The sequence below is a fragment of the Halovenus marina genome (assembly GCF_051414115.1).
Lineage (GTDB): Archaea > Halobacteriota > Halobacteria > Halobacteriales > Haloarculaceae > Halovenus > Halovenus marina.
Window position 1 is genome coordinate 143,185 of record NZ_JBLKNZ010000001.1, and the last position, 25,355, is coordinate 168,539.

27 protein-coding genes are annotated in these 25,355 nt (G+C 62.9%); 14 read left to right on the plus strand and 13 right to left on the minus strand.

The features are described from left to right. Positions 1–33: 33 nt before the first annotated feature. The 3 genes from ACMGFL_RS00785 to ACMGFL_RS00795 all read right to left on the minus strand — a co-directional run bounded on the left by ACMGFL_RS00785 (position 34) and on the right by ACMGFL_RS00795 (position 4,967). A complete protein-coding gene (locus tag ACMGFL_RS00785; RefSeq protein WP_436933621.1) occupies positions 34–1,902 on the minus strand; it encodes a PAS domain S-box protein in 1,869 nt (622 codons plus the stop codon). A 176-nt stretch (positions 1,903–2,078) separates the two neighbouring features. Next, complete coding sequence (locus tag ACMGFL_RS00790) at positions 2,079–4,265, minus strand: PAS domain-containing protein (RefSeq protein WP_436933622.1); 2,187 nt, start codon at positions 4,263–4,265, stop codon at positions 2,079–2,081. Between the two features lie 66 nt (positions 4,266–4,331). Then, positions 4,332–4,967, minus strand: coding sequence for a DsbA family oxidoreductase (locus ACMGFL_RS00795; RefSeq protein ID WP_436933623.1), 636 nt, complete (start codon positions 4,965–4,967; stop codon positions 4,332–4,334). Between the two features lie 133 nt (positions 4,968–5,100). On the opposite strand from ACMGFL_RS00795, the gene ACMGFL_RS00800 reads away from it, so the two are divergent. Next, on the plus strand, positions 5,101–6,114 hold the full coding sequence (locus ACMGFL_RS00800; protein ID WP_436933624.1) for an ABC transporter ATP-binding protein: 1,014 nt from the start codon (positions 5,101–5,103) through the stop codon (positions 6,112–6,114). After that, complete coding sequence (locus ACMGFL_RS00805; RefSeq protein ID WP_436933625.1) at positions 6,111–6,944, plus strand: ABC transporter permease; 834 nt, start codon at positions 6,111–6,113, stop codon at positions 6,942–6,944. Before ACMGFL_RS00800 ends, ACMGFL_RS00805 begins: the two co-directional genes overlap by 4 nt. Before the next feature lie 126 nt (positions 6,945–7,070). Here the strand turns inward: ACMGFL_RS00805 and ACMGFL_RS00810 are convergent, their stop codons facing one another. Next, positions 7,071–7,769, minus strand: coding sequence for a glycerophosphodiester phosphodiesterase family protein (locus tag ACMGFL_RS00810; RefSeq protein WP_436933626.1), 699 nt, complete (start codon positions 7,767–7,769; stop codon positions 7,071–7,073). A 119-nt stretch (positions 7,770–7,888) separates the two neighbouring features. Between ACMGFL_RS00810 and ACMGFL_RS00815 the strand changes: the two genes are divergently transcribed. From ACMGFL_RS00815 to ACMGFL_RS00830, 4 genes are all read left to right on the plus strand, one after another. Beyond that, entirely contained in the window at positions 7,889–8,176 is a 288-nt protein-coding gene (locus ACMGFL_RS00815; RefSeq protein ID WP_436933627.1) for a hypothetical protein, read from the plus strand. A 104-nt stretch (positions 8,177–8,280) separates the two neighbouring features. Beyond that, positions 8,281–10,113 carry a PAS domain-containing sensor histidine kinase gene (locus ACMGFL_RS00820; protein ID WP_436933628.1) on the plus strand — a complete coding sequence of 611 codons (1,833 nt, stop codon included), beginning with the start codon at positions 8,281–8,283 and terminating at the stop codon, positions 10,111–10,113. Positions 10,114–10,265: 152 nt separating this feature from the next. Continuing rightward, positions 10,266–10,493, plus strand: coding sequence for a ribbon-helix-helix domain-containing protein (locus ACMGFL_RS00825; RefSeq protein ID WP_436933629.1), 228 nt, complete (start codon positions 10,266–10,268; stop codon positions 10,491–10,493). After that, entirely contained in the window at positions 10,483–11,190 is a 708-nt protein-coding gene (locus ACMGFL_RS00830) for a queuosine precursor transporter (RefSeq protein WP_436936402.1), read from the plus strand. The genes ACMGFL_RS00825 and ACMGFL_RS00830 overlap by 11 nt, the downstream gene beginning before the upstream one ends. A 9-nt stretch (positions 11,191–11,199) precedes the next feature. Here ACMGFL_RS00830 and ACMGFL_RS00835 read toward each other — a convergent pair whose 3' ends face one another. After that, positions 11,200–11,991: an RlmE family RNA methyltransferase gene (locus ACMGFL_RS00835; RefSeq protein ID WP_436933630.1), complete on the minus strand. Its 792-nt coding sequence runs from the start codon at positions 11,989–11,991 to the stop codon at positions 11,200–11,202. 283 nt (positions 11,992–12,274) lie between these two features. Here ACMGFL_RS00835 and ACMGFL_RS00840 point away from each other — a divergent pair, with 283 nt between their 5' ends. From ACMGFL_RS00840 to ACMGFL_RS00860, 5 genes are all read left to right on the plus strand, one after another. After that, a complete protein-coding gene (locus ACMGFL_RS00840; RefSeq protein WP_436933631.1) occupies positions 12,275–12,838 on the plus strand; it encodes a DUF7504 family protein in 564 nt (187 codons plus the stop codon). A 61-nt stretch (positions 12,839–12,899) separates the two neighbouring features. Beyond that, a complete protein-coding gene (locus tag ACMGFL_RS00845; RefSeq protein ID WP_436933632.1) occupies positions 12,900–13,238 on the plus strand; it encodes a DUF7855 family protein in 339 nt (112 codons plus the stop codon). Then, positions 13,235–14,062: a DUF7856 family protein gene (locus ACMGFL_RS00850; protein WP_436933633.1), complete on the plus strand. Its 828-nt coding sequence runs from the start codon at positions 13,235–13,237 to the stop codon at positions 14,060–14,062. Before ACMGFL_RS00845 ends, ACMGFL_RS00850 begins: the two co-directional genes overlap by 4 nt. A 25-nt stretch (positions 14,063–14,087) precedes the next feature. Continuing rightward, positions 14,088–14,894, plus strand: a complete 807-nt coding sequence (locus ACMGFL_RS00855) for a DUF7857 domain-containing protein (RefSeq protein WP_436933634.1) — start codon at positions 14,088–14,090, stop codon at positions 14,892–14,894. Beyond that, the gene (locus ACMGFL_RS00860) at positions 14,891–15,574 is read left to right on the plus strand and encodes a MinD/ParA family ATP-binding protein (RefSeq protein ID WP_436933635.1); all 684 of its coding nucleotides are present in this window, start codon (positions 14,891–14,893) and stop codon (positions 15,572–15,574) included. Before ACMGFL_RS00855 ends, ACMGFL_RS00860 begins: the two co-directional genes overlap by 4 nt. Positions 15,575–15,612: 38 nt before the next feature. On the opposite strand, the gene rnz is transcribed toward ACMGFL_RS00860, so the two are convergent. Next, the gene (gene rnz, locus ACMGFL_RS00865) at positions 15,613–16,569 is read right to left on the minus strand and encodes a ribonuclease Z (protein ID WP_436933636.1); all 957 of its coding nucleotides are present in this window, start codon (positions 16,567–16,569) and stop codon (positions 15,613–15,615) included. A 112-nt stretch (positions 16,570–16,681) separates the two neighbouring features. Between rnz and ACMGFL_RS00870 the strand changes: the two genes are divergently transcribed. After that, complete coding sequence (locus ACMGFL_RS00870) at positions 16,682–17,350, plus strand: potassium channel family protein (RefSeq protein WP_436933637.1); 669 nt, start codon at positions 16,682–16,684, stop codon at positions 17,348–17,350. Between the two features lie 296 nt (positions 17,351–17,646). Further along, positions 17,647–18,117: a DUF7384 family protein gene (locus tag ACMGFL_RS00875; RefSeq protein WP_436933638.1), complete on the plus strand. Its 471-nt coding sequence runs from the start codon at positions 17,647–17,649 to the stop codon at positions 18,115–18,117. Positions 18,118–18,168: 51 nt separating this feature from the next. Here the strand turns inward: ACMGFL_RS00875 and ACMGFL_RS00880 are convergent, their stop codons facing one another. The 5 genes from ACMGFL_RS00880 to ACMGFL_RS00900 form a co-directional block, all read right to left on the minus strand. Continuing rightward, positions 18,169–18,858 carry a cupredoxin domain-containing protein gene (locus tag ACMGFL_RS00880; RefSeq protein ID WP_436933639.1) on the minus strand — a complete coding sequence of 230 codons (690 nt, stop codon included), beginning with the start codon at positions 18,856–18,858 and terminating at the stop codon, positions 18,169–18,171. Positions 18,859–19,251: 393 nt separating this feature from the next. Then, on the minus strand, positions 19,252–19,893 hold the full coding sequence (locus ACMGFL_RS00885) for a non-canonical purine NTP pyrophosphatase (protein WP_436933640.1): 642 nt from the start codon (positions 19,891–19,893) through the stop codon (positions 19,252–19,254). A 62-nt stretch (positions 19,894–19,955) separates the two neighbouring features. After that, complete coding sequence (locus tag ACMGFL_RS00890) at positions 19,956–20,225, minus strand: DUF5808 domain-containing protein (protein WP_436933641.1); 270 nt, start codon at positions 20,223–20,225, stop codon at positions 19,956–19,958. A 74-nt stretch (positions 20,226–20,299) separates the two neighbouring features. Further along, positions 20,300–22,654 (minus strand): DUF2298 domain-containing protein, encoded by a 2,355-nt coding sequence (locus ACMGFL_RS00895; RefSeq protein WP_436933642.1) that lies wholly within the window; start codon positions 22,652–22,654, stop codon positions 20,300–20,302. A 76-nt stretch (positions 22,655–22,730) separates the two neighbouring features. Beyond that, positions 22,731–24,338 carry a bifunctional N(6)-L-threonylcarbamoyladenine synthase/serine/threonine protein kinase gene (locus tag ACMGFL_RS00900; protein WP_436933643.1) on the minus strand — a complete coding sequence of 536 codons (1,608 nt, stop codon included), beginning with the start codon at positions 24,336–24,338 and terminating at the stop codon, positions 22,731–22,733. Positions 24,339–24,441: 103 nt separating this feature from the next. Between ACMGFL_RS00900 and ACMGFL_RS00905 the strand changes: the two genes are divergently transcribed. Then, positions 24,442–24,801, plus strand: coding sequence for a hypothetical protein (locus ACMGFL_RS00905; protein WP_436933644.1), 360 nt, complete (start codon positions 24,442–24,444; stop codon positions 24,799–24,801). A 67-nt stretch (positions 24,802–24,868) separates the two neighbouring features. On the opposite strand, the gene ACMGFL_RS00910 is transcribed toward ACMGFL_RS00905, so the two are convergent. Both ACMGFL_RS00910 and ACMGFL_RS00915 read right to left on the minus strand, forming a co-directional pair. Beyond that, a complete protein-coding gene (locus ACMGFL_RS00910) occupies positions 24,869–25,003 on the minus strand; it encodes a 30S ribosomal protein S27ae (RefSeq protein WP_436933645.1) in 135 nt (44 codons plus the stop codon). Between the two features lies 1 nt (position 25,004). Beyond that, the gene (locus ACMGFL_RS00915) at positions 25,005–25,325 is read right to left on the minus strand and encodes a 30S ribosomal protein S24e (RefSeq protein WP_436933646.1); all 321 of its coding nucleotides are present in this window, start codon (positions 25,323–25,325) and stop codon (positions 25,005–25,007) included. Positions 25,326–25,355 lie beyond the last annotated feature (30 nt).

Below are 25,355 nucleotides of genomic sequence, written 5' to 3' on the forward strand. Positions count from 1 at the left end.
AAGCGGACCGCGTGGTGAACTGCCGTCGGGGACTCACGCCGAGTCGTCGCCACCGGATGCACTTTGCGAGAGCGTGATCGCCACGTCCGTCCCGTCCGGTCCGGAATCTGTTACCGCTATCGAGCCACCGGACCTGTTGACGACCCAGTAGACCAGCCAGAGACCGAGGCCGCTGCCGTGATAGAGGTCTGCAGTCGCGCGCCCGGTTTCGAGCACCTCCCGATCCATCTCACTCATGCCGGACCCGTTGTCGATGACGTGCAGCGTGATAGCCGTGTCCTCGACCCGGACGTGAAGTTCGACGGCCGGTGACTCGCTGTCGTTGTGAACGATCGCGTTTCGCACCAGTTCCTCGATTGCCTCGTCGATGTTGAACGTAGCAGAGACGATGACGTGTTCGGGAGCGTCGACGGTGATCTCTGCCTCCGGGTGGTCGGTCCTGACGGTTTCGACGACTGCTCGGACTGAGGCAGCGAGGCCGATACTCTTGCGCGTGGGCTCCTCGCTCAGGACTTTCGTGATAGCCCGTGACTTCTCGCCGGTCGACTCCAGCGAATCGGCGTGGTCGAGAATTGTCTCGATACGCGTTGCTGTCTCGCCCGACACATCCTCCTGAGCCTGTCTGGCTTCGTTCCGAATGACGGTGAGACTATTTCGGAGATTGTGCCGGAGGATGTTGTCGATCACCTCCAGTTGTCTCGTTCGTTCTTCGAGGCCAGTGACGTCTCGACAGATCGCGATCGTTCCTGCGAGGTCGCCGTTCTCGTCGTAATACGGGTATCGACGAGTGCTGAACGTCGCTTCCTCGTCGGTTCGCTCGAACGTCGGTGTGATGGAGTACGTCTCTGGCTCCTCTGTGTTGATCACACCTCGTTTTCGTCGGTCGATCATCTCTGCCGACTCCTCACCCATAAACAGGGACTCGTCTTCTCCGAGCAACGCCGTTTCATCGAGGCCAGCAAACTTGGTCACCGCCTCGTTCACGAGTTGGAAGCTTCCATCCATATCCTGCAACATGATCGGGTCTTCGAGGCGCTGGACGATATCTCGATGGCGCTTGAGTCGGTTCCGGAGTTCCTTGCGCTTGGTGATGTCCGTCTGGACCGCGACGAAGGCTTCGACCTCGCCAGCCTCGTCGGTCATCGGTGCAATCGTCTGGTAGGCGGTGTACAGATCCCCATTCTGCTTGCGATTGATAACCTCCTCCTCCCAGACCTCTCCCGAGAGGATAGTGTCCCACAGGTCCGCGAAGAAGGCAGACGACATCTCCCCGGAGTTCAGGATGTGTGGGGTCTTTCCAATTGCTGTCTCCTGGTCGTAGCCGGTGATCTGCTCGAAGGCCGGATTGACGTACTCGATGATGCCGTCGGCGTCCGTGATGAAGATCGCGTGTCCCGACGCTTCGACGGCCTGTCGAAAGCGACGGAGTTGTTCCGTGTTGGTCTGGGCCGTGAGCGACTGATCCCGAAGGCGAAGCAACGCCTTGATCCGCCATTCGAGTTCCGTCTGTCGGATCGGAAGTGAGACGATTTCGTCGACTGTCGTCGCGAAGACGCTGTCAGCGATGATCCCCTGGTCCGCTTCGATGACGTCTGTTCGTCGCTCGGGCATCAGCAGGAGAACGGGGACGAGTGTGGGATACGCGTCGGACTTGATCTGCTTGAGTTCGGTCTCGTGGCGTTCGAGCGCATCGTGGTCGACGATACAGAGGTCGAAGTCGGCCTCGGCTATCGGCGTCTCGTCGACGCACGTGTAGGTGTCGTGGTCGGCGAGCCACTCGGTCAGCACGCGCCTGTTGCCGCTCTCCGAGACGAGCGGATAGATACGGGTCTGCTCGGGTTCGTCCCGTCCGTTTCGTATCCGTCCGATCTCTTCCGGTGAGTTGTCAGTCAGATCCATCATACAGAATTTGGAGAGATTCCGCCAGTAAGCACCTCGTCAGCATCGGAAGCGACTCGGTTTCGGTCTGTGCGTGCGCTTGGATAGTTCTAACTCGCGCATCTGGATAAATACCTTGCCGACGTTCCCACCTGGTGAAACTCAGGCTGGCTTCGGCGGTTATCGCTGCGGTCGTGGCTTCACTCACCAGCGCGGGGCAGTTCGATGACGAAGACGGCCCCGCGTGGCTCGTTGTCCTCGACCCAGACGTCACCGCCGTAGTTCTCGACGAGCGTCTCGACGAGGTACAGCCCCATTCCGGACCCCTCACTTTCGAGACCAGTCTCGCCCTTGCCGAACACGTCACTCTTTCGCTCGTTGGGGATCCCGGGCCCGTCGTCGGCGATCCGAATCACGACCGTCTCGTCGTGTGCTGTGCCAGTGACGCGGACCTCCGGAACCTCCCTGTCGTTGTGCTGAATGGCGTTTTGCAGGATGTTCCGAAACACGGACGTTACCATCTCGTCGGCGGTCACCGACACGTCTGGAATCGCCCCGTCGACGGTGACGACGGCGCTCGAGTACTCGGATCTGACCTCGTCGAGTTCGTCAGACAGCGACGCATCCAGCGGCATCGCCCGGTAGTTCTCGTCTGTCGACAGCATCACTTCGGCTATCTCTCGTGCGGTTCGCGTGAGTTCGACTGCGTGGTCGGTGCTTTCGGTAATCGTTTCGAGGTGTTCCCGTCCGTCCTCGTCGACCATGTCACCGAGCAGATTCGCGTACGCGGTGACGACCTGCAGGTCGTTTCTGATGTCGTGTCGGAGCATCTGGTTCAACACCGTGAGATTGTCACGCTGTTCTTTGAGGCGCTGTTCGTACTCCTTGCGTTCGGTGATGTCCTGAATCACCCCATCGAAGACTGTCTGCCCGTCGACGGTGCTGACGATTGCCGTCACGGCCCCCCAGAGGTGGTCACCGTCGAGCGTTTCGAGTTGGATCTCGCGGTCGGTGACGACCCCCTCTGTGGAGAGTTCGTCGCTGAACGCATCCCGGTCTGCGGGATCGACGTACAGGTCACGAACCGGCCGATTCCGGAGTTGAGCTTTCGACTCGGCATCGAACAGGTCGACCATCCCCTGATTCAGGAACGTGAACTCCCCCTCCGGTCCGGGCGTGTTCTGATAGACGCCCAGCGGGAGGGTCTCGACGAGTCGCTCGTAGCGTTCGAGGCGCTGTTCGCGCTCCTTTCGCTTCGTAATGTCCTGAACGACCTTGTGGAGGTACTCTGTGCCCGTCTCGTCTTCCGCGAGCGAGGCGGTGACGACGACGTCGATCTGTTCGCCGTCGAGTCGTTCGAGTGTCACCTCGCGTTTGACCTGACTGTCCTCGCCGCTGCGAAGCGCGTCGAGCAGTTCGCTTCGCACGTCGGGGTCGGTGTAGAACTCGGCCACGCAATACTCCTCCAGTTGGTCCGGGGAGTCCGCCCCGAGCAGCGAGGCGAGGGCGGGATTGGCGTACTCGACGGTCCCATCCGGCGTCGCCTCGGTGCGAAACACGCCGCTCTGGACGGTCTCCAGCAGTCGATGCGAGAGTTCGAGTTCCTGCTCGTACCGTTTGCGATCGGTGATGTCCTCCTGAAAGCCGACGTAGTTCGTCACGTCGCCAGTCTCGTCGCTGACGGGAGCGACCGTGACGCGATTCCAGAACTCCGTGCCGTCTTTGCGGTAGTTCCGGAGTTCGACAGTCACGGGCCGCTGGTCGTCGATTGCCTCGCGCATCTCCGCGACTGGCTCCGGGTCTGTCCCCTCACCCTGCAGAAACCGACAGTTTCGCCCGAGGACGTCGGCCTTGGCGTAGCCAGTCATCTCACAGAATGCGTCGTTCACGTACACGACCGGGTTGTCTTCCTGGTCTGGATCGGTCAACGTGATACCGATCGGTGCCTCGTCGACTGCCCGTGCGTTCCGTGCTGTGTGCTGTCCAGAGGGACCATCCCCGTCGTGGTCTACGACCGCACTCACGCGAACGAGCAGGAGCGAGTCGCCGTCGGCGGTCACCGTCGAGGACCGAACGTCGACGGGGAACGCGTCCCCTGACTCCGGATGTAGTTCCCCTGTCAGCGTCTCACCGTTGGACCGTTCGAGCGCCGAGACGATATCGTCTGCACGACCGTTGGATCGGTCGCTCGGCCCGGCACTGCTGTCGTGTCGGTCGCCCGATGTGAGCCCAGTGAGTTCTGTCCCGATAATCTCGTCTTTGGCGCGACCGGTCAGGTCGCTGTATCGCTGGTTGCAGTCTCGGACCTGTCCGGACCCCGGGTCGAGAACGACGAGTCCATCGGGGTCGTTGTCGAAAAAGACGCCATAGGGCGTAGCGCCAGTCATCAACAGGGGGTAGTTTCCGCACAGTAAGTCACTTGTGGACAGACCCAGACCGAGAGAATTCGGTCGTCAGTTCCCTTCGACGAGTCGCTCGATGTGTTCCGGTGGAACCGCGCCGCGTGCGGCGTGTGAGTCGTATGCGAACGTCGGCACGCCGGTGACGCCGTGTTGCTGTGCCTCGGCAAAGCGCTCTCGGAGGCGGTTACGGTACCTTTCGTCGGTGACGGCAGCTTCGATTTCCGATCCGTCGAGTCCTGCACGCTCGGCGCAGTCACGGAGCACCGCTGTCTCCCCGATATCGCGTCCGTCGACCCAGAGCGCATCGAAGATGGCCTCGTCGAACGCGAGCCACTGGTCGGGGCGTTCGGATTTGACGTACAGTGACGCGACCTGTGCGTCGAAGGAGTCGACCGGATCCGGAATCTCGTCGAACGAGCGCATCTCCGTCGCGCCGTACTTTTCGCGCAACCGTTGGACGTTCTGTCGGGCCTGCTCGAAGTACGCCTCGTCTTTCCCGTCGTCGACGGAGTGGTCGATTTCGCCGTCGGGGCCGCGCTTGTGTCCCCGCAGATCGAAGGGGTGCCAGTCGACGGAAAGCGGCGTCTCGCGGGTGTCCTGGTACTCCTCCAGCGACCGGCGGCCGAGATAGCAAAACGGACACACGTAGTCCGAATACACCGTGATCGCGTCGTCTGATTCGGTCATCGACGAGAGTACGTGAGCCAGCCGAATAAGCGTTCCAGTCGAACCGAGGGGATGCAGTGACGCCGCCGGTCGACGGTCAACTCCAGTTTTAGTTATCGTGAATAGTTTATCAATCGCCTGTGAACGGGAGAATATGTCGGCTGGACCCCCCGCTATCGAGACCACGCAGTTGACAAAGGAGTACGGCGACCTGACCGCGATCGAGGATCTCGACATGCGCGTCGAGCGCGGCGAGGTGTACGGCTTTCTCGGTCCAAACGGTGCGGGAAAGACGACGACGATCAACGTCCTCTTCGATTTCAGTCACGCGACGAGCGGTTCCGCAACGGTGCTCGGACTCGACGTACACGAGCAGTCGCAGGCGATCCGTGAGCGCGTCGGCGTGTTGCCCGAGGGCGCGCAGTTGTACCCCCGACTCTCGGGGATCGAACACGTCGAGTTCGCCGCAGACATCAAGGGCGTCGACGTGGACGCCGCGGCCATCCTCGACCGGGTCGGTCTCGACGATGACGACCGACGACGGCGCGTCGGCGGCTACTCGAAGGGGATGCAACAGCGCCTCGGTCTGGGGATGGCGCTCGTGGGCGACCCCGAACTGCTCGTGCTCGACGAACCCTCCTCGGGGTTGGACCCCAACGGCATGGCCGAGATGCGCGAGATCATCCGCGAGGAGGCCAAACGCGGCACGACGGTCTTCTTTTCGAGTCACCTGCTCGAACAGGTCGAGGCGGTCTGTGACCGCGTCGGGATCCTCAACGAGGGGCAACTCGTCGCCGAGGACACCATCGACAGCCTCCGCGACGTCGCGGACGTGAACCCGGTCGTCGAGTTCGAGTGTCAGGAGACACCAGGAAAGATCGGTCTCACCGACCGCGAGCGCGTCCTCGCCGTCGAGCGCGACGGCAACTGGCTGTCGGTGACCTGCCGCGAGTCGGCCGACAAAATCGAGGTGATCCGGGCGGTCGACGAGCACGTGACGATCACCGACGTGGTAGCCGAGGAGACGTCGCTGGAGGCGCTGTTCGAGAGCTACACGAGCGACAGTGACTCGGCAGACGGTGATGCGCTGTCAGACGAGCAATCGGCCGAGAGCGCGTCCGCTCGCGCCGATGGTGGTAGACTGCTCGACACGGGGGGAGACCGATGAGAGCGCTCGCCATCGCAAAGCGGGACTTCACGGACGCCCGGCGGTCGAATGTGCTCTGGATCGCGATTGGTCTGTTCGTCGCCTTTGTCGGTATTGTCTTCGCGACCACGTCGACAGACAGGGCGACACCGGCCGAGAACGCGCTCTGGAACATTCAGGCTATTGCGATCTGGTTTCTGCCGATTGTCGTGCTCGTGGTCGGTTATCTCGCGGTCGCTGGCGAGCGCGAGACTGGCCGGATCAAGTACCTCCTCGGTCTTCCGAACAGCCGCCGTGACGTGGTTCTCGGGAAATTTCTCAGCCGAGCAGGTATCTCCGTGCTCGCCGTCGCCATCTCGATGGCCGTCGGGCTGGTCGTCCTGTTTGTCCGCTATCCCTCGGTTCCAGTCGAAACCTTCCTCGGGATGGCGCTGTTTATGGCTGTCTTCGCGGTCGTCTACACCGCAATCGCTGTCGGTATCTCTGCTCTCGCGAGCACCCGAGCACGCTCGATGACGGGCGTTATTGGCGTCTACATGTTCTTCACTGTCTTCTGGATCGTCCCCAACGTCAGCCCCGCCGAGAGCCTCTCGTATATCGTCGAGGAACTACTCGGACTCTCGGCCAAGCCAAATCTCTACGAGTTCGTCTTCTATCTGAGCCCCTCCTTTGCCTACAGTCGACTGAGCAACGTCGTGCTCTTCGAGCGAGCACAGAACGGCGCACAACTCCCCGGCGCTGACGCGCCGTTTTACCTGCAGGGGGAGTTCATGCCAGTAATCTTGCTGGCGTGGGTCGTCGGAATGCTCCTTGTCGGCTATCTCCGCTTTCGCGACGCCGAACTCGCCTGATACTGCTGGCTGTCTGATACTGTCGGCTGTACGTACGTACAAATATTCGCCACCCCGGGTGGCGAATTATTTTCGAGATGGTACAGCCGACAGTACGAGCAGGGAGGCCCGGGCGCGAGGCGGATCTCAGGGCGAGATGTCCTCGAAGATCACGTTGTCGACGTGCGGGCTGACCCGTTCCAGTTCTGCGTCCGTTCGGACCGTCCACGCCAGCACGGGCAGTTGCCCACGTCGGCAGGAAAGCGAATCGGACGGCAGGGCTGACTGTTCGACCGCGAGGAAGTCAGGCTGGCCTATCCACACGACGGGAAAGCGGTCCTCGAACCCACTCCATTCGCGCGGTTCGACCTCCCAGAGCAGTTGGCCGCGGGGCCACGACGGACGATGTCGTCGGAACCATCGCACGGTGAGGGGATTGAATGACTGGACGGCGAACGAGCCGTCGTACTCGTCGAGAATCCCGGCGACGACCGCTTCGAGTCGTCCCGGTCGACCGGTCGCCTTGAGTTCGACCAGCAGCGGAACCTGCCCATCAACGATATCGAGCAGGTCGACGAGACGGGGGACCGTCTGGTCGGTATCGAGTACCGACAGACCGCGTAGATCAGCCCACGGCGTCTCGGAGACGAGGCGATCATCGCCCGTCAACCGCTCCAGCGTCGGGTCGTGGTGCACCACGGCAACGCCGTCGGCAGTGAGCCGAACGTCACACTCGACCGGATAGCCCGCATCGATCGCCACGCGGGCCGCAGCGGGCGTGTTCTCTGGGACACCTTCCGAATGCAGGCCGCGGTGAGCGATCGGTCGCGTGCTGAGCCAGTCCATCACGCTGACTGAACCGGGCACGGACAATTACGGTTTGGAAAGTGCCCAGTGTCTGCCGGTGTGCAGTAACGCCACGGCAACTCGGTGGACTTTTGCGCCGATAGCGCGTATCGCATCCCATGAGTGGGGACGCGGGTACGCCGCCGTCGAAACGCGCCTTCGGCCTGTATCTGGGTGCGGTCTCCGGGTTGGGAGCGGTGCTGGTCGCGCTCTCGTACCTTGCCTTTCGGGCTGGGTTGGTGGACTTCTTCGATGCGTTTCCACAGGCCCCAGTTCAGACCGTCCAGACCTATCCCGCCGTCTCCCTGTATCTGTGTCTGAGTTTTGGCGGCCTGTTCGTGCTCGTCGCTCTCGTCGTCCTGTTTGGCGCACGAGTCAACCGCGTTCGACCGGAGAACGGTCGGTGAACCGGGCGCGTGTCTCGTCTGGACCCAATCGTAGATACACCTGTCTCGATCCTATCAGATAGTGTACACTGTGTTTCAATAGCGCGTGTGTTGTGGTCAGACACATGCTCGAACCCATCCGGGTTCTTTACGTCGACGACAGCCCTGCGTTTCTCGACGTGTCTGCGGATGTTCTGGAGCAAGAACACGAACAGATCTCGCTCAGAACAGCGACGAGCGCACGCGACGCGCTCGACCAGCACATCGACGGCGGCGAGACGGTCGACTGTATCGTCAGCGAGTACGACCTGCCCGAGATGGACGGGCTGGCGTTTCTCGAACGCGTTCGGGAGCGGGACCCGGACCTGCCATTTATCTTGTTTACCGGCAAGGGGTCCGAGGAAGTCGCGAGTGAAGCGCTCTCTGCGGGCGCGACCGACTACATCCGAAAGCAGTCGGAGCAAGACCAGTGCTCTGTGTTGGCAAACCGGATCGAAAACGCGGTGTCGCAGTACAGAAACGACCGGAAACGACAACTCGAACACCAGCGGTCGGTCCTCGACGCGGTGGTCGAAACCGTCCCACAGGGGATTCTGGTCGTCGACGAGACTCGCGACTTTTTCACCTACAACGAGCGGTTCGTCGAGATGTGGGACATCCCCGACGAGGTAGTCGAAACGGGCGACGACCAGCGAGCGGTCGAATCCGTGCTCGACAGGCTCGAACGCCCCGAACAGTTCCGCGAACAGGTCGAGTACTTCTACGACCACCCCGACGAGACGAGTCGCGACACGATCTATCTCTCCGACGGGCGCATCTTCGAGCGCTACACCGCTCCAGCGACGGCAGACGACGGAACCAATCACGGCCGAGTCTGGATATTCAGAGACATCACGGAGCGCACGGAACGAGAGGAGCGACTCACGCGGAAACAGCGACAGTTCGAGGCGACGTTCAATACGCCGAACACCTTCATCGGCATTCTGGAACCCGACGGAACGATCAGAAACATCAACCAGACGGCGCTCGAGTTCATCGAGACGGGTCTTGCAGCGGTCGAGGGCGAGCAGTTCTGGAACACGCCGTGGTGGGACCACTCGACGGATCTGCAGGAGCAACTGCGTGACTACATTCAGCAGGCCGCAGACGGCGAGTACGCCCGGTTCGAGGCCGACCACTACGCGCCGGACGGGACAGAGGTGACCGTCGATGTCGTGATCCGACCCGTGCGCGACGAGGAGGAGGACGTGGTTTCGCTCATCGTCGAGGGGCGAGACATCACCGAGCGCGTCGAAACGAAGGAGGAACTTCGGCGACAGAACGAGCGTCTGGACGACTTTGCGAGTGTCGTCTCCCACGACCTGCGAAACCCGCTGAACGTGGCCAAGGCCCGACTCGAACTTGCCACTGACGACTGTGACAGCCCCCATCTCGAAGATATCGAGCAGGCACACGACAGGATGGAAACACTGATCAGCGATCTCTTGACGCTGGCCCGCGAGGGCGAACAACTGAACGAACGCCGAGAGATCGACCTCGATAGCCTGACCAGACAGTGCTGGCAGACCGTCGACACAGCGGATGCGTCACTCGCCGTCGACGACGCTATTTCGGTCCGTGCCGACGAGACTCGACTCTCGCAACTGCTCGAAAACCTCGTCCGGAACGCCGTCGAACACGCCGGGGAGAGCGTGACAGTCACGGTCGGCCCGCTGGAGAGTGCGTCCGGATTCTACGTCGCAGACGACGGCCCGGGGATTCCATCCGACGAACGCGAACAGATATTCGAGACGGGCTACTCGACCGCCGGAGGGAACGGTCTCGGACTCCGAATCGCCGAAACCGTCGCCACAGCGCACGACTGGGAGATCCGGGTTACTGACAGCGAGGATGGCGGCGCACGCTTCGAGGTCACCGGCGTCGACGTCGAGTCAGAATCGCACCCACAACGGAAATAGACACACTGCGATTGATTGTAGCCGAGTCGGTCCGTTCTGATCGAGACAACAACCCACGAGCGAGACGATACCGTCAGCGCTGGATGAATTCTCCGTATACTCTCTCAAGAGTATCGAAGGATTATTGACGTAGTGACGCCCCGAACTCAGGTATGCCCAAGATAAGTGTCGAAGTGCCCGAGGAGTTGCTCGCAGACTTGGCCGACCACGTCGGCGAGGACGGCAAGTTCGTCAACAGAAGCGAGGCGGTTCGGGCGTCGATCAGGAAGACGCTGGATATGCTCGACGAGATCGACGAGCGACAGGGGCGACTCGACGGGAGCGAGGCTAGTGACGGCGGAGCGAGTGAGTCCGATGAGCGTGGTGCCGATGGCGAGTGAGCATTCGACGACAGAGCCAGCGCTCGGCGTCTCGCAGATGTCGCTCGCGGCGCTGTTTGTCACCGCGCTGATCACCGCGCAGGTGACCGCCGTGAAGGTCCTCGAAGTCTCGCTGCCCGTGTCACTTCCGGTGACCGGGGAGGTCATTCTCGTCCCGGCCGCGGTGTTCGCATACGCGCTCACCTTCTTCGCTTCGGACTGTTACACCGAACTGTACGGCAAGCGCGCCGCACAGATTCTGATCAACGTCGCCTTCGTGATGAATTTCGTGCTGCTCGCACTGCTCTGGCTTGCCATCTGGGCACCGATCTCCCCGGCCTCTGGGGTCGCACAGGACCCGTTCGCGGATACACTCGCTGCCAGCACCGGCATCGTCGCCGGGAGCCTGCTTGCTTACATCGTCAGCCAGAACTGGGACGTCGTTGTATTTCACCGTATTAAATCGTATACGTCGGGGCGGTCGCTGTGGCTCCGGAACCTCCTCTCGACGTCGTCCAGCCAGTTCCTCGATACGGTGATTTTCATCACCGTCGCGTTCTACATCTTTCAGGGATTCGCGCTCGAGACCGTCTTCGAGTTGATCGTCGGCCAGTACCTGTTCAAACTTCTGCTCGCTGGACTCGACACACCCTTCGTCTACCTCGCAGTTGGAGTCGTACGAAAACTCGAGCGCGAGAGCGCTGCAAAAACTGAGTAACCGCCAGGGTCACTCGACGCGTTCGGCAAAGCCGAACCGCGGTTTCACGTCGGTCACTTCGACTTCGACTGTTTCGCCAGTCTCCGCGTCGGGCACGAACAGCGTGAAGTCCTCGACTTTCGCGACACCGTCGCCCTCCTCGCCGACGTCGACGATTTCCACGTCGAGTCTGTCACCCACGCGAACGGGGCCAGTGAGGCGATTCTTCGCGACGAGATACAGCTCCGACGAGGAGTCTCTGGAGGCGTCCGGGCGAACCTGACGGACGTACTCGAACTCGGCTTCGATGTCCGCCTGCAGATCGTCGAGGTCGCGGCCGTCGAACACCTTGACTGCGAGGTCGCCCCCCGACGTCAGCAGTTCCTCTGCGACGGCGACAGCCTGCCGGGCGAGATGGACCGAGCGGGCATGGTCCAGATCGTACTCGCCGGTCATGTTCGGTGCCATATCCGAGAGCACCACATCGACGGGGCGGTCGTCTGTGTTCCCGGTCGCGTCTGCGACCGTCTCGCGAATCGCCTCGCGAGTGCGCTCGTCGGTGATGTCCCCGCGGACGTACGCGACGGTCGCCGCCGCGTCGATGGGGTCGATGGACTGTCGGTCGACGCCGACGACCGTCCCGGACCCGACGCGCTCGGCCGCGACCTGCATCCAGCCACCGGGGGCCGCACCGAGGTCGACGACCGTTCGCCCCGCACCGAGCAGTCCGGTCGTCTCGTCGAGTTGCTGTAGCTTGTAGGCAGAGCGGGCGCGATACCCCTGCTGTTTGGCTCTGTTGTAGTAGTCGTCCTTTCCAGTCATGTGTCTCTCACCGGACGCTCTGTACTGTTCCAGCTGCGAGTCGCCAGCGAATTCGCGTTCATAGTGGCTGAAACGTGGTCGACCCGGAAATGCACATCGGATAGGGTCTCACGGAGACCCAGTGGCTGCCGGAAGCGACGCCGAGACCACGAGTACCAGAGGAGACCACGACACGTCGACAGCATCTCCGCGACGAATCGTTCCTCCATCTGTTTTTCGCATACGGGGAGTGACAGGAACACAAAGCGGTTTATAGCCGACAGTCGTCTATCCCGCCGAGACGATGGCGGAGTTCGGCACCGAACTCGACGACGCACGGACGGTACTGGTCGCGACGCCACCGGCGGACAGGGACGCCTGTCCCGCGCTGCTGGGGAGCGTGGCCGACCCCGACGTGCTGTTCGTCACGTACCGACGCTCTGTCGCGGAGTGTCTCGAAGCGGTCGAGGAGGGAGTCGACACTATCGGGGTCATCCTCGTCGGCGACGAAATCACGGGAGAGCGGTCAGTTGAATCCGAAGACACAGCAGAGTACGCCGTCGAGACGAAGCGACTGCCAGCACCGAGCGCTCTGACAGATCTGACGGTTGCCATCGATCAGGTCATCTCGGGGTGGGACCGGCCGGTCGTCTGCTTCGATTCCGTGACGGACATGCTCCAGTACGTCGACTTCGAGACGACCTTCGAGTTCTTCCAGACGCTCGTCGGCAAGAGTCACGCTGTCGGTGCGCGAACGTACGCTCACATCGACCCCGGCGCACACGACGGAACGACAGTCGCCGCCGTCACCTCGCTGTTCGATGCGACGGTCAGCGGGTCCGAGGTTCGAACTCGGGATCTGCTGTAGCGTCCCTCATCCCGGCGAAGATGTAGTTAGATTTAACTGTTGATCCGATGGAAACGGAGATGTGCTGCTGGTCATCGCGTACTCACGGGGGGCCCGGCAGTCGTTGCGAAACGTCTGTCGGGCACACGGGGACAGTGTCGTTCGGCAGTTCGGCCGGGTTGCGCTGCTGGAGACAACGGAGTTCGGCGCGTTTCAGGCGTTGCGCCTGCGGGAGAAACACGGCGAGGCGATACAGATCGAACGGACCCGACCGTTCAACGAGTTCGCGGTCGTTCCGGAGGATGTCCGCGAGGCCGCTCGCTCCTACGAGAACCGCGAGCAGGACGCCGTTCCGTACGGGGCCTTCGCATCCGGGAGCGACCATCCATCGACCGAGCGAATGAAGGGGACAGAACTGTGACGGGTCACGAAGCTTTCGTCTGTCGGATCGACGGGACGGTTCACCGCGGCTCAGCTCTCGCAGTGTCACGCTCTGTCGACCCGCGTTCGGTCGCGCGAGCGGTTCGACGCGGATGGAGTCGATGCGAGACGGGCGTCGTCGAGATCATCGCCGCGCCAGCATCCCCCGTCCACGAGTACGTCGGCTGTATCCGACCGGAGATGGGGCTTCGCATCCGCACGGCGCTTGCGTGTGCGGCGCGAACGTGTGGGCACGCGACGCCGTACGACGAGGAAATCGTCGCCCTTCGCGAGGAGTTGCAGTCGATATCTGTCGACGAGGTTTCCAGCCAGTCGCATCGACAGACGCTCGCAGAAAGCGAGACAGAGCGCGAGCGACTCCGCGAGACGGTGGCGACCGAGCGCGGGCGTCTCCAGGCAGACGGAGACGCGGAGGCAGACCGACGGACGGACGCGATCAGGCGCCTCTCGGAAGTTGAGACGACGGCTGCAGCCACGCGAGAGCAACTCGAGCAAATCCGAGAGAACCGACGGAAGCGCCGCGACCGCCGCGAGCGACGGCTTCGCCTCGAAGACCGCATCGAAAACCGCAGGCGAGAGGCACGCGCACACCTGCTCGAAGAAGTTCGGAACAGCTACGCAACTGCGGTCGAGCGAGCCCCGGAATCGCAGTGTTCCGAACCGTTCGAGGTCGACCCGGTTACTGCCGCTCTTGCCGTCGCTCGCGTCGCCGATATCGACGCGCCGGTTGTCCTCGCCTGCGACCGGTTCGACTCGCCAGCAACTGTCAGGGAGTGGATCGACACACCAGTCGTGCAGGTTTAAGTGCAATAGCGCGGCCAACCGGCCTATGGCCTCGCTCGACTGGGAGTGCAGACGCGCCGATGGTGTGACACTCGTCGAACTGCTCGTGACGAGTGACACAGCCGAGCGCGTTTGCATCGAAAGTACGATCGAACCGGTGTGGCCGCCACGAAGTCAGGGGCGTCCAACCGAAGGATGGGGTGAGAATTCCTTTGACGGAACTGTTTCTGACGAGTCAGCACTTGCGGTCGGATACGCATCGCCAGCGGACCCGGCAGATCCGCCAGCAGTCATCGCTGAGACGACGTCCGTATCCGCCGGAACGGCAAAAGCATCTTCAGATTCGGACACGAATCGCACCTCCCCCAAGGGTCGACTGAACGGGAGTCACGATAGGGCCGAGGACGTGACTGCGCGAGCGCTTGCGCGGACGCTGGGGGAATCGGGGCCGCCACGGGACGCAGTACCGCTCCCGAGCGACGAGTCGGGACATGCGCGGTCCCAAGACCACACTCACGAGACGGAATCGACGCGACACACGACGGACCGAGATGCCGGACCGAACACGCCACGACAGACAGAGCACGTGGACGGGGAGTGTCCGGCACTCTCCTGGTTCGATGCAGTCGAGCGCCGCCTCGACCGGGCCGAGCGACTCGCGGCAGCCGGGACTGTTCAGGAGGCCCAGGAGGTGGTCGAGGCCGCGGGCGGTCTCGATGCCGTTCGAGCGCTCGCGGCCGAGATTCAGGCCGACCGGCGAGCGCTCGACCAGATCGACCAGCGCCATCGGGCGGTGTCCGACCGCATCGACCGCGTGGAGATTCCGATCGACGCACTCGAACGACTCACATGATCCTGGCGGTCACCGGCGGCAAAGGCGGCGTCGGCAAATCTACGGTCGCGTACAACCTCGGGGCGCAACTCGACGCGGTTGTCGTCGACGCTGACCTCGGGATGGCGGATCTGCCGGAGTCTCGTGGCCCGGATCTTCACGACGTGCTCGCGGGTCGAGCGTCGGCGGTTGAGGCGATCAGAGAGACCGGACCCGTCACGATGCTCCCCTGCGGGCGCTCGCTCACCGGTGCCCGTGCCGCCGATCCGGTCGCGCTTGTCGAGACGGTCGAGGCAGTTGCTCGTCAGTACGGCCACGTGGTCATCGACACGCCAGCGGGTCTGCGGAGCGACGCCGGATTGCCTGTGTTCGCCGCAGAGGGATGTGTGCTGGTCACCCGACCGACCCGGCCAGCGCTCGCCGATGCGATCCGAACACGGGAACTCGCCCGTGCGGTGGAGACGCCGCTCGTCCGGGTGGCGCTGAATCGCGTCGACCCCGAACACGTGAACCAGCAGACAGAACGGGCAGTACAACTCGCCGATACGCTCGGCGGCCCAGTCACCAAGATTCCGGAGTCCGACCAACTCGAGCGAGCACAGCAGGCTGGAAAGCCGATACAGCAGGTCGCTCCCGACTCACTTCCGGCCGCTCAGATCGAACGGTTGGCGGAGGCTGTCAGAACCTGCGCGACAGTCTGAGTGGGTCGTCGACGACCCGCGGCGATACTGAACACGGGTCACCGACTGTCCGGAGCGGTGAGCCGAAATGACTCGTCGGAATCCGGATAGGGAACGTCCGCGACCGCCCCGTCGTCGGGGAGAAACACGCGTCCCTCGAACACCTCACTGGCCTCGGCTTCGAGTTTCCAGGCGCGACCGGTGTATCGCGTCGAGAGGTGGGTCAGTGCGAGGCGTTTCGCGCCTGCCGCCGCCGCAATCTCGGCCGCCTCGCGCGCCGTCGAGTGAGCGGTCTGGCGAGCGCGACTCGCGTGTTCGTCGGCGAAGGTGCCGTCGTGTACGAGTAGGTCGGCATCGGTCGCAGCCGAACGGACGCTGTCGGTCGGTCGGGTATCGCCGGTGTAGACGAGCCGCCGACCCGGGCGGGGCGGGCCGACGACCCACTCGGGCTGAATCGTCTCCCCCTCGTGTTCGACCGGTTCGCCTGCGTGGAGCTTCGAGTACTTCGGTCCTGGCGGGATCCCGAACTCCTCCTCGGCTGTCTCGCGGTCGAAGTGACCCTTGCGCTCGTCCTCGACGAGGGCGTATCCGACTGCGTCGGTCTGATGGTCGACGGCAAACGCTCGCACTTCGTACTCCGCTCTGTCGAGCGCTACGTCGCCGGGTTCGACCTGCGCTATCCGAACGGGATAGGACGGTCGGTTTCCGGTCGGCGCGATGAGTTGCTCGACTCGGCTTCGCGTTCCGGCAGGTGCGTGGATCGAAATCGGTCGCTCGCGCTCGTTGAAGTCGAGCGTCTGAAGCAGTCCCGGCACGCCGAGCACGTGGTCGCCGTGCATGTGCGTCAGAAAGATCTGGTCGATATCGAACCCCGTCCCGAACTGCATCATCTGTCGCTGGGTCCCCTCACCGCAGTCAAAGAGGAGACGGTCCCCCTCGCGTTCGACTGCCAGCGCACTCGGATTGCGTTCGGTCGTCGGGACGGCACCGCTCGTCCCGAGAAACGTCACTCGCATCGATTCGTGGTCGGTCCGCGAACAGTAAACCCGTGTCGAATCGCGGTCAGGCCCGCTCGACCGATCGATATCCTGGCATACAGTTTTGAGGGTGGGTGACATAGTGTGTCACATGAAATTCGTCATCGTCGGGTTCGGACGGGTCGGAATGCGTACCGCTCGGTTACTGCAGGGCGAGGGTCACGACGTGACTATCGTCGACAACGACCCCGCGAAGGTCGACCGGGCAGGCAAAGAGGGATTCCCGGTCGTCGAAGGCGACGGCAACGAAGACGAGATACTCGAGGCCGCGGGAATCGACGACGCGGACGCAGTGGGCGGGTTGACCGGTGATCTCAGCACCAACCTCGCCGTCTGTGTCATCGGCGACGCCCGGGGCTGTCGAACGGTCCTTCGGATCAGCGAAGACTACAGCGATGACCTCTATCAGAAGTACGCCGCCGACGTGGACGAAATCGTCTACCCCGAGCGACTCGGCGCTGCAGGCGCCAAGACGGCGCTGATGGGTGGAGATTTCAGCGTCATCGCTGACCTGGCTGAAGAACTGTCGGTCACGTCGGTGACTGTCCCGGAGGGGTCGCCCGTGATCGGCCAGCGAGTCATCGCCGTCGAGTTGCCCGGCAACGCGCGCATCTACGCACACGGCACGGAACGCGAACCGATGTCGATTCCGCTGCCGGACGTGACAGTCAAGGCTGGCGATTCGCTCGCAGTCATGGTCGACCCCGACGACCTCTCGGCCGTGCGTGCGATGCTCCGCGGTGAGGAGGCACCTGCCTGACGGTGACTCACACCGCGAGAAGTGGGTTCAGAAATCCGGGCGCGCGTCGATGGGAGGATTGGGAGTGGTTACGAGTTCGAGTGCGCGCCCACCCGAAGCCAGCCCGGGACTGCACTTAAACGCCCGTCAGACGGACGCGTGACGGGTGTGGGGTTTCAATTCGATAAGCCAACCGACGAGTGGGCTTTTGTCGATGGCAATCGATACCTTCGGTATGAGTTGGGCAGACTTGTTCGAGCGGGCCCCCGAGACGAGCATCGAGGCGGTTCGGACGGCACTGAACGAGCACCGGCGAGATGACTGAGACGAACCCTGCGCGCGTCGTCGCCGACGCCGACGTACTCGCCGCGGATCTGCTCGTCGGCGGATCGTCCCGCGATGCCCTCGACCACGTGCGACGACACTCGTGGGTCGAACTCGTCGCGAGCGACCCGTTGCTTGCAGACGCCGAGGCGGTCATTACCACCTGTGCCGACGCCGACCTGGCGGCCGACTGGCGCGAGAAAATCGAGAGCGAGCGAGTCGCTGTCGAGCACCCAAAGGAGGATCATCCGGCGCTCGCATCCGCATACCGGGGCAACGCAGCGCACCTGCTCACGTTCGACGAGCAACTCACGAGCGCCAGGGCGAATCAAACCCTCGGACAGCGACTGACTGTGAGCGTCCGACCGCCAGACGCATTCGCCACGCTCTTCGATGCCGAATCGCTCTACGAGAGCATTCACGACGGCCCGTACCCCGGCCCCGACCGGGACCCGCGTGCGTAACCGTGGCTGTGTTCGTCACCGGGTAGTGTAGAGAGGAGACAAATACCAGGGTCAGAGGTCAGCCTCGACCGCTGAGACGGACACTGAGCCACTGGATACGATATTGGATACGCTGAGTACGTTCGTTCCGAGAACCTCCGCAGCAGTCGGGAAGGGGAAACTGGTTATCCCCAGCGCGGTCAGTTCGGGCCTAGACACCGGCGGACGTGGTTGCGGTGGTGGTCCCGCAGGGCCGAACGTTCCGTCGTACGCCGGGTCGCCTGGGTCACCGACGACGATTCGCATGACCATCCCGAAGAACTCGTGTGGGGCACAGAACAGGTCGTACGTCCCGGCTGAGTCGAACTCGTACAGCCAGAACCCGCCAGTGCTGATCACGGGCGACGAAAACGGCGGGTTGTCGTCCGGAACGCGCTGCTGGCGACCCTGCCCCTCGTGATACGCCGTAATCGTGTGTTCGGGTGTGTCAAAATCAAACCGGACGATATCCCCTTCGTCGACTTTGAGACCCATCGGCGCGAAGTGAAAGGGGATGGTGGTCGGATCCTCGTCTGTAAGCGCGTTTTCGTGGATGTGCAGTCCCACCTCGTGATCCGGGCGGAGTTTGCCCGGGAGTCGCTCGTCAGTTGGCGCCGAGTATCCGTAGTGTGAATCAATATGTGGTGTGTGTGGTTGGTCGTGACCGGCGACAGCGGTGCCGGCGCCGAGCGACAGTGCAGTCCCGGCACCGAGTGCTTTCATCACAGACCGACGATCGATACCGTTGGTTCTGATTCGTTCGATTAACGCTGCATCGCTCCGGGTTCGATCCGCTCTATCTGATTGGTCTGTCATGTTCGGTTTGAACGGTTTGTTACTCAGTCGGCGGTCCGACGATTCTGGTTGCTGCACCGTTCCGGACACATCGGTGCTTGGTTCGCCTTCGTCCGTCGACCTGCTATCGCTTATCGAGTTCATCGCGGTTCAACCGATGCATCACTAGTGTGGTAAACAGTGGCATAGAATCAATCTTGTTACGTGATATATATGTCTCTGTGTATGAACTTCAAACATTCAATATCCGTATGTTTATAATATACTGATAGGAATTGGACGACGATATCTGATCGATACTGCAACAGAGGCTATCGCCGCTTATCGGCCCTGATACCACTCGGCAAACTTCGCGAGAGCGCGACCACGGTGCGAGACGGCGTTTTTTTCATCGCGGCTCATCTCCGCGAACGTCTGTCCGTCGTACTCGAAGATGGGATCGAACCCGAACCCGCCCGACCCGCGGGGTTCGACGATCGTCCCTGGAACGACGCCCTCGAAAAGCTTCACTGGCAGCACGCCTTCGCTGACCTGTTCGTCGGTCGTCGCGTCTGCGCGCTCGTCGGCCGCTGTGTCGTCTCCGCGACGGTCCGTATCGACCGGTTCGGGCGTCGCCTCGAAGGGGTCGCCGTCGCAGTAGGCGACGACGCCCCGAAAGGCTCCGCCCCGGTTCCCTTCCTCGGCGGCGATGTTCCAGACCCGTTCGATCCCGAGGGTGTCCTCGACGTAGGAGGAGTAGGGGCCGGGAAAGCCGTCGAGCGCGTCGATTGTCAGCCCCGAATCGTCGACGATGACCGGTTCGTTCGCGTGCCGATAGGCGGCGCGTGCGCCGTGTGCGGCGACAGTCGCGATGTCAGCGGCCTGCCGTTCGGGATAGTCGAAATCGAGTTGCTCGACCGGTTCGTCGAGATACTCCTCGGCCTCGGCGACCTTACCGGGGTTCGTCGTGACGAAGGTGACCATACCGGTCGCAGGCGCGGACGGTGAAAATAGGCGTCGATTCAGGGGGTACTGTGAGAAGTTGTTCAGTCGACGATGACCTCGACGGCCTCGTCGTCTTCGTCCTCGCTTTCCTCGTCTCCGGACTGTTGCTGGTAGAAGAGGAGTCCGGCGACGCCAAGTACCACCCACGACCGCCAGTTGGCGAGGTTCAGCGTGTAGCCGATGCCGAACTCCTTCTCGACGAGCATCCCCTCGCCGGGTTGCCAGTGCGCAGAGAGCAGGCGGCTGAGATTCGGTTTCTCGAAGTTGTACGGCACGCCGAAGAGTTCTCCCGAGGTGGGTTTGTCTGCCATACTCCCCGGTACACCCGCCGGGAATATGATGGTTTCCCTCCACGCAGCCGTTGCTGACGGGTGATCTGAAACGCCTACAGACGGTCCTGCTGGACCTCGTAGATGGTGACTGCGCTGTTCTCGAAGGCGACCGAAAGCGCTGGCCGGTCGGCAAACTCTCGCATGTCGGAAAACCGCTCTCGCTCGGCCGGTCCGACCCAGATGTAATCGATATTGTACTTCGCGAGCACGGCGGCCGCGTCCGCCCACGGCCCCTCGTAGACGGACTCGGCCTCGCTCGCCCGCCTGTCGTAGGCGTTCACGCCGCGGTAACCCGCCTGATGGTTCCAGCCAGCGACTGTCACAGCGTCGGTGAACACCGAGGCCGCGTTCTCCCAGCGGTAGTTGAACCACGATGGGGCCTCGACGATGGTCGGGTTCGGCCGCTCGTCGAGCCAGTACATCGCCGCCATCTCCTCGCCCCGATAGGTGTCGTGGGCCGCGAGCGAGTCGAGCGTTCCCTCGGTTGGGTCGGCCCCCTCGAACCCGACGTAGTTGGTGGCGAGCAACCCGGCAAACGGCAGACTCGCGAGGACGACGCCGACGACCAGCACGACGACGCCGACCGCAGCGACCGTCGACCGGTCAGGCAATCGTACATCGAACGAGTCCGATGTCGTCTCAGACCGCTGACTGCGAACGGCCGAACGGAGTCGGTCGCGGGACTCTGCGAGAAGCAGCGCCGCCATCGCGGCCACCCCGGCCGCGAGCAGCGTGTACCCCTGTACTGCGACTTTGAGTGTGGTGTTCCAGCGGATCCGTTCGAGCGGCCACACCTTCGCGTAGACGAGTTCGAGCGAGACGAGCAGCCCCAGCCCCGCGACCAGGAGCACGGCCGCGAATCCGCCCCGTTCTGTGCGGACGAGCCACCACGCACAGAGCAGGACGGGCAGCGACACCGCGATGACTGCGGCGTCGGCGATGAACAACCCCGCCACGAGCGCGAACGTGGCACCGACAGCCACAGCCGTCGCTGTCGGATTCGATCGGACGGCCGGGAGACTTCGGCCGAGCAGATAGGCTCCGGCGACTGCGAGGAGGCCACCGTACATGAGGAGGAAGGGGAGCAGTTCCGTCCGCGGCGGGAAGAAACCGACCCCCTCGTTCGTGGGCACGCCACCGAGCAGGAACGGCGAGGCGATTGCGAACCCGACGACAGCAACCGGAACTGTGAGAAGCGCTCCGAGTACGAGTCGCCACAGTTCGTCTGACAGTCGCCCCAGTATGTGACTGTCGGCAGGTCGTTCGGAGCCAGCCTCGGAAATCGAGAGGGTGTCGGATCTACCCAGCAGCGACGCTGGATGGGGTCCCGCCGCGATTGCGAGCCACGCAAGCCCGAGCGCTGTGGGGAACGACCACGTGTTCATGAAGCCGAAGACGCCAGCGACGACGCCGAGGCCGCCGTAGAGAATGCCCGCCCGTCGCCACCGGTCTGATGCTGGGGTCAGATAGTAGCTGTACGCGAGCGCGGCCGCGACCAGGACGTAGCCGAGTGAGAGCGTGTGTCCGTGCAGGTCCGCCTTGATGAACGAGTACAGCGGAAACTCGTGGAGGCCGGCTTCGATGACGTATCTGGAAAAAAACCAGCTCCACTGCTCGCTCGATCCTTGCTCTGCGAGCGCCTGCGTCGCCGTCTCGAAGTGGGGAATCCCGCCGAATGCGGCGTCTGCGTATCGCTCGCCAACGTTCGTCGGAAGGCGACCCAGAAGCTGTCGAACCGCCGGAACGAGGGTTCCGCCGAACGCGACCAGAACGACCCCGAGCGCCCCGCCGGTGCGAAAGGAGCGGTCTGCCGACGCGACGACCGATCCAACGAGGCCGTAGGCAGACACCACGAGCACGCTGAAAAACGTCGCCAGCCCGAGGTTGTATCCGATCCGCAGTTCCGTCCCGGAGAGCACGGACAGCCCCGCGACCTGCAGTTGCGTCCCGTAGTAGTAGCGGATCTGCTCGCCAGCAAACCAGAAGTCCTCGGGGGGTAACTGTTCAGTGCCTACGAGGGAATTTGTTAGCCCGTAGTGCAGGAACTGCTCGCCGCCCCGGGGCGTTATTGTCCCGTGATTTGTTGCCCAGATTGCGTAGATGCAAAAACCGACGAGCATGACGCCGTACGATCCGGCGACTGCACGCCAGTTCGGAACGTATCCTTTCCAGTAGGCGAGCAGGGAGAGCGCAGCGACGACCACCACGCCGAGTACGACCGTGTGGCGGCCGAAGGTAACCTGGCCGACGAGAAAGACGACAGTCGCCCACACAAGCAGTGCGGTCGGAAGCGAAAACGCGGCACCCCGGCGCGGCAGGCGGGCGAACACGAAGGCAGACAGCGGCGCGCCGACGACGGTCAACACCGCCAGCATGACCGCCCAGCGTGCGAGGGGGAGCGCCTCCATACGATTCGATCGTTCTGTCAGGGTGTATATGCCTTCTGGACGCGTGTCCAGTTACGCCAGTTGCTTACTTCCTCGGCTACTGATACCGGCCGCGCCCCTCGATTGCGGCGAGACTCGCAAGCACCGCCTCGTTGCCGACGTCGCCGTAGGTGGCTTCGAGCGTCTCTCGGAGTTGCTCCGCCCGTGTGCTCGTTCCCGCGAGGCTTTGTGCGAGGACGTGGAGATCCATCGCGTGGTCCTCGGGGTCCTGCGTGTAGTAGCCGAGTCCGAAATCGATCAGATAGATCTGGTCGCCGACGCGGACGTTTCGGGTGGTCGGGTCACCGTGGACGAACCCCGCGTCGTGAATCGTCGCGAGATGGCGCGCGAGCGTCTCGACGTGGGACGCTTCGAGCGCATCGCGCAGGTCGGAGTGGCCGACCGTCTGGAAAGTGATCGTCGAGGTGTCCGGGTCGATATCTCGGATTACTGGTGTCGGAACGCCGAGTCGTCTGGCCTCGGTCGTGAGGCGTGCCTCCTGTCGGGTGCGCTCGCGCCGCAATCGCTCGTCCAGATTCCGGTGGCGATACGTCCGCGGCAGTCGCCGTTTCACCACTTCGTCGTCGGTGATGTGGACCGTCGCTTCCGCCCCCTGGACGGTCCCCGTCGCCGGTCGCCTCGGTGGACTGTCGGGGTCGCGCCAGGTCACCGCAACCTCGTCGGGTCGGAAGTCGGCGTCGATCGTCGACTCTTCGATTGCGATGGTGTCGCCTGCGGCGTACATCTTCGCCCCGAGGACGGCGATCATCCCGGCGTTGTCGCGCAACAGTCGGTCTTCTGGGGCGAAAAAGTCCGCGCCGCGGTGGTCGCACATCTCGGTGAGCATTCCCTGGAGACGCTCGTTCTGTCCCACGCCGCCGCCGAGGACGAGTTCGTCACGCCCGGTCAGCGAGAGCGCACGCTCTGACACTTCCGTCAGCATCGCGAAGATGTTCTCCTGGAGGCTGTAGCAGATGTCCTCGACTGCCTCGCCGTCGTCGTAGGCCTCCTTCGCGGCGGACATAATTCCTGAGAAGGAAAAATCCATCCCCTTGACGACGTAGGGCAGGTCGATGTACGACCCATCCTCGGCGGCGGCTTCGACCTTCGGGCCGCCGGGGTGTGACCACCCGACGTGGCGGGTGAACTTGTCGATGGCGTTGCCGACACCGGTGTCCATCGTCTCACCGAGCACCCGATACCGGCCTGTCTGATAGGCCAGCGCGTGGGCGTTCGCGCCGCTCGCGTTGAGACAGACCGGCGCGTCAAAGCCCGAGCGGTGACGACCGATTTCGAGGTGGGCGACCATGTGGTTGACGCCCACGAGCGGAACGTCGAGTCGCTGTGCGAGCGCTCTGGCGCTGGTCCCCACGAGTCGGAGACACGGCCCGAGTCCTGGTCCACGCGAAAAGGCCACCGCGTCGATAGCGGGCCGTCGGTCCTCACCCATCTCTCGGGCGCGCTCCAGGGCCGTTTCGATGACTGCTGGGAGTGCGTCGGACATGTGCTCGGCGGCCTCGCGCGGATGGAGGCCGCCGCTGTCCGGGACGTACGCCTCGGTTTCGATGTCGACCGTGTCAGCACCAGCATCGTAGACGGCCGCGCTCGCCGCCCACGCAGTTCCCTCGATGCCGAGCACGCGAACGTCCCCAGAGTTGCCGCTCATTAGCCGTCTCTCCGTCAGCGAGCGAAAAGACGACTTCGATATCCCGAAGAAGAGCAGTTCGCGGATAGCCACACTAATTATCGATGCGGGAGAAGGTACGCATATGAGTCAGAAACCGGACTTGGCGTCGCTTTCGTTTACGCAGCGAGTTGTCCTTCTCGGCCTCGTCGACGAGGCACGGGACAGCGAGATGCCGGTGACCGCACTGGAGATCAAAAGCCGATGTACGAGCCTTCTGGATCTGGTCGAGGTCGAATCGCTGAGCACGCCCGGAGAACAGGACATCATGCGAGCGCTGAACGGGCTGAGCGCGGACCCCGCTATCGAGGAACACACAAATCAACAATCACCGGCGGGCAAGGGTCGGCCGCGGTACTCCCTCGCTGCAGACGGCGACGCGATTCTCGAACTGCTGGCGGAGGACGACCGCCTCGCTGATGCTATCGCGGCCGTCAGCGAGTGATGCTGCTGTTCGGGAGTGGCGCTGCTACCGGAATGATTCGCTGAAAAACGCCGATACCGCCTGCCCCTTACTTCCACTCGGTGTAGCCACACTTCCCACAGTGAAGTCGGTCACCGTGGTCTGCGAGAAACGAGTCGCCACAGCGGTCACAATGCTGGCGGTCAGTCGTGCCATCCTCGCCGTATAGTTCGTAGCGGGGCATTTCAGGCCTCCTCGCCCTCGTCTTCGGCCGGGGCATCGCCGTCTGCGGTTATCTTGTTCCGTTCGAGCATGTGGTCCTGCTCGACGTCGAGCGCGTGGTCGGGCGACTCGTAGACCTTCGCGTAGCCGACAGTCTTTCGCATCCCGAACTTCGTGTCGAGTTCGTGCACGACGACTTCCTTCGAGTCCTTGTTGAGCTTTGCCGCGAGCGAGTCACGCACGGAGAGTCGCGACGGCGTGGCTTCCTCGTGGGTCAACTCGAAGCGAACGTCTGTTCGATGCAACATGGGATTTTCGTCCTCCGCCTTGATCTCGATGTCCATAGTCTTGCCCTAGAATCCCCGCGAACCGCC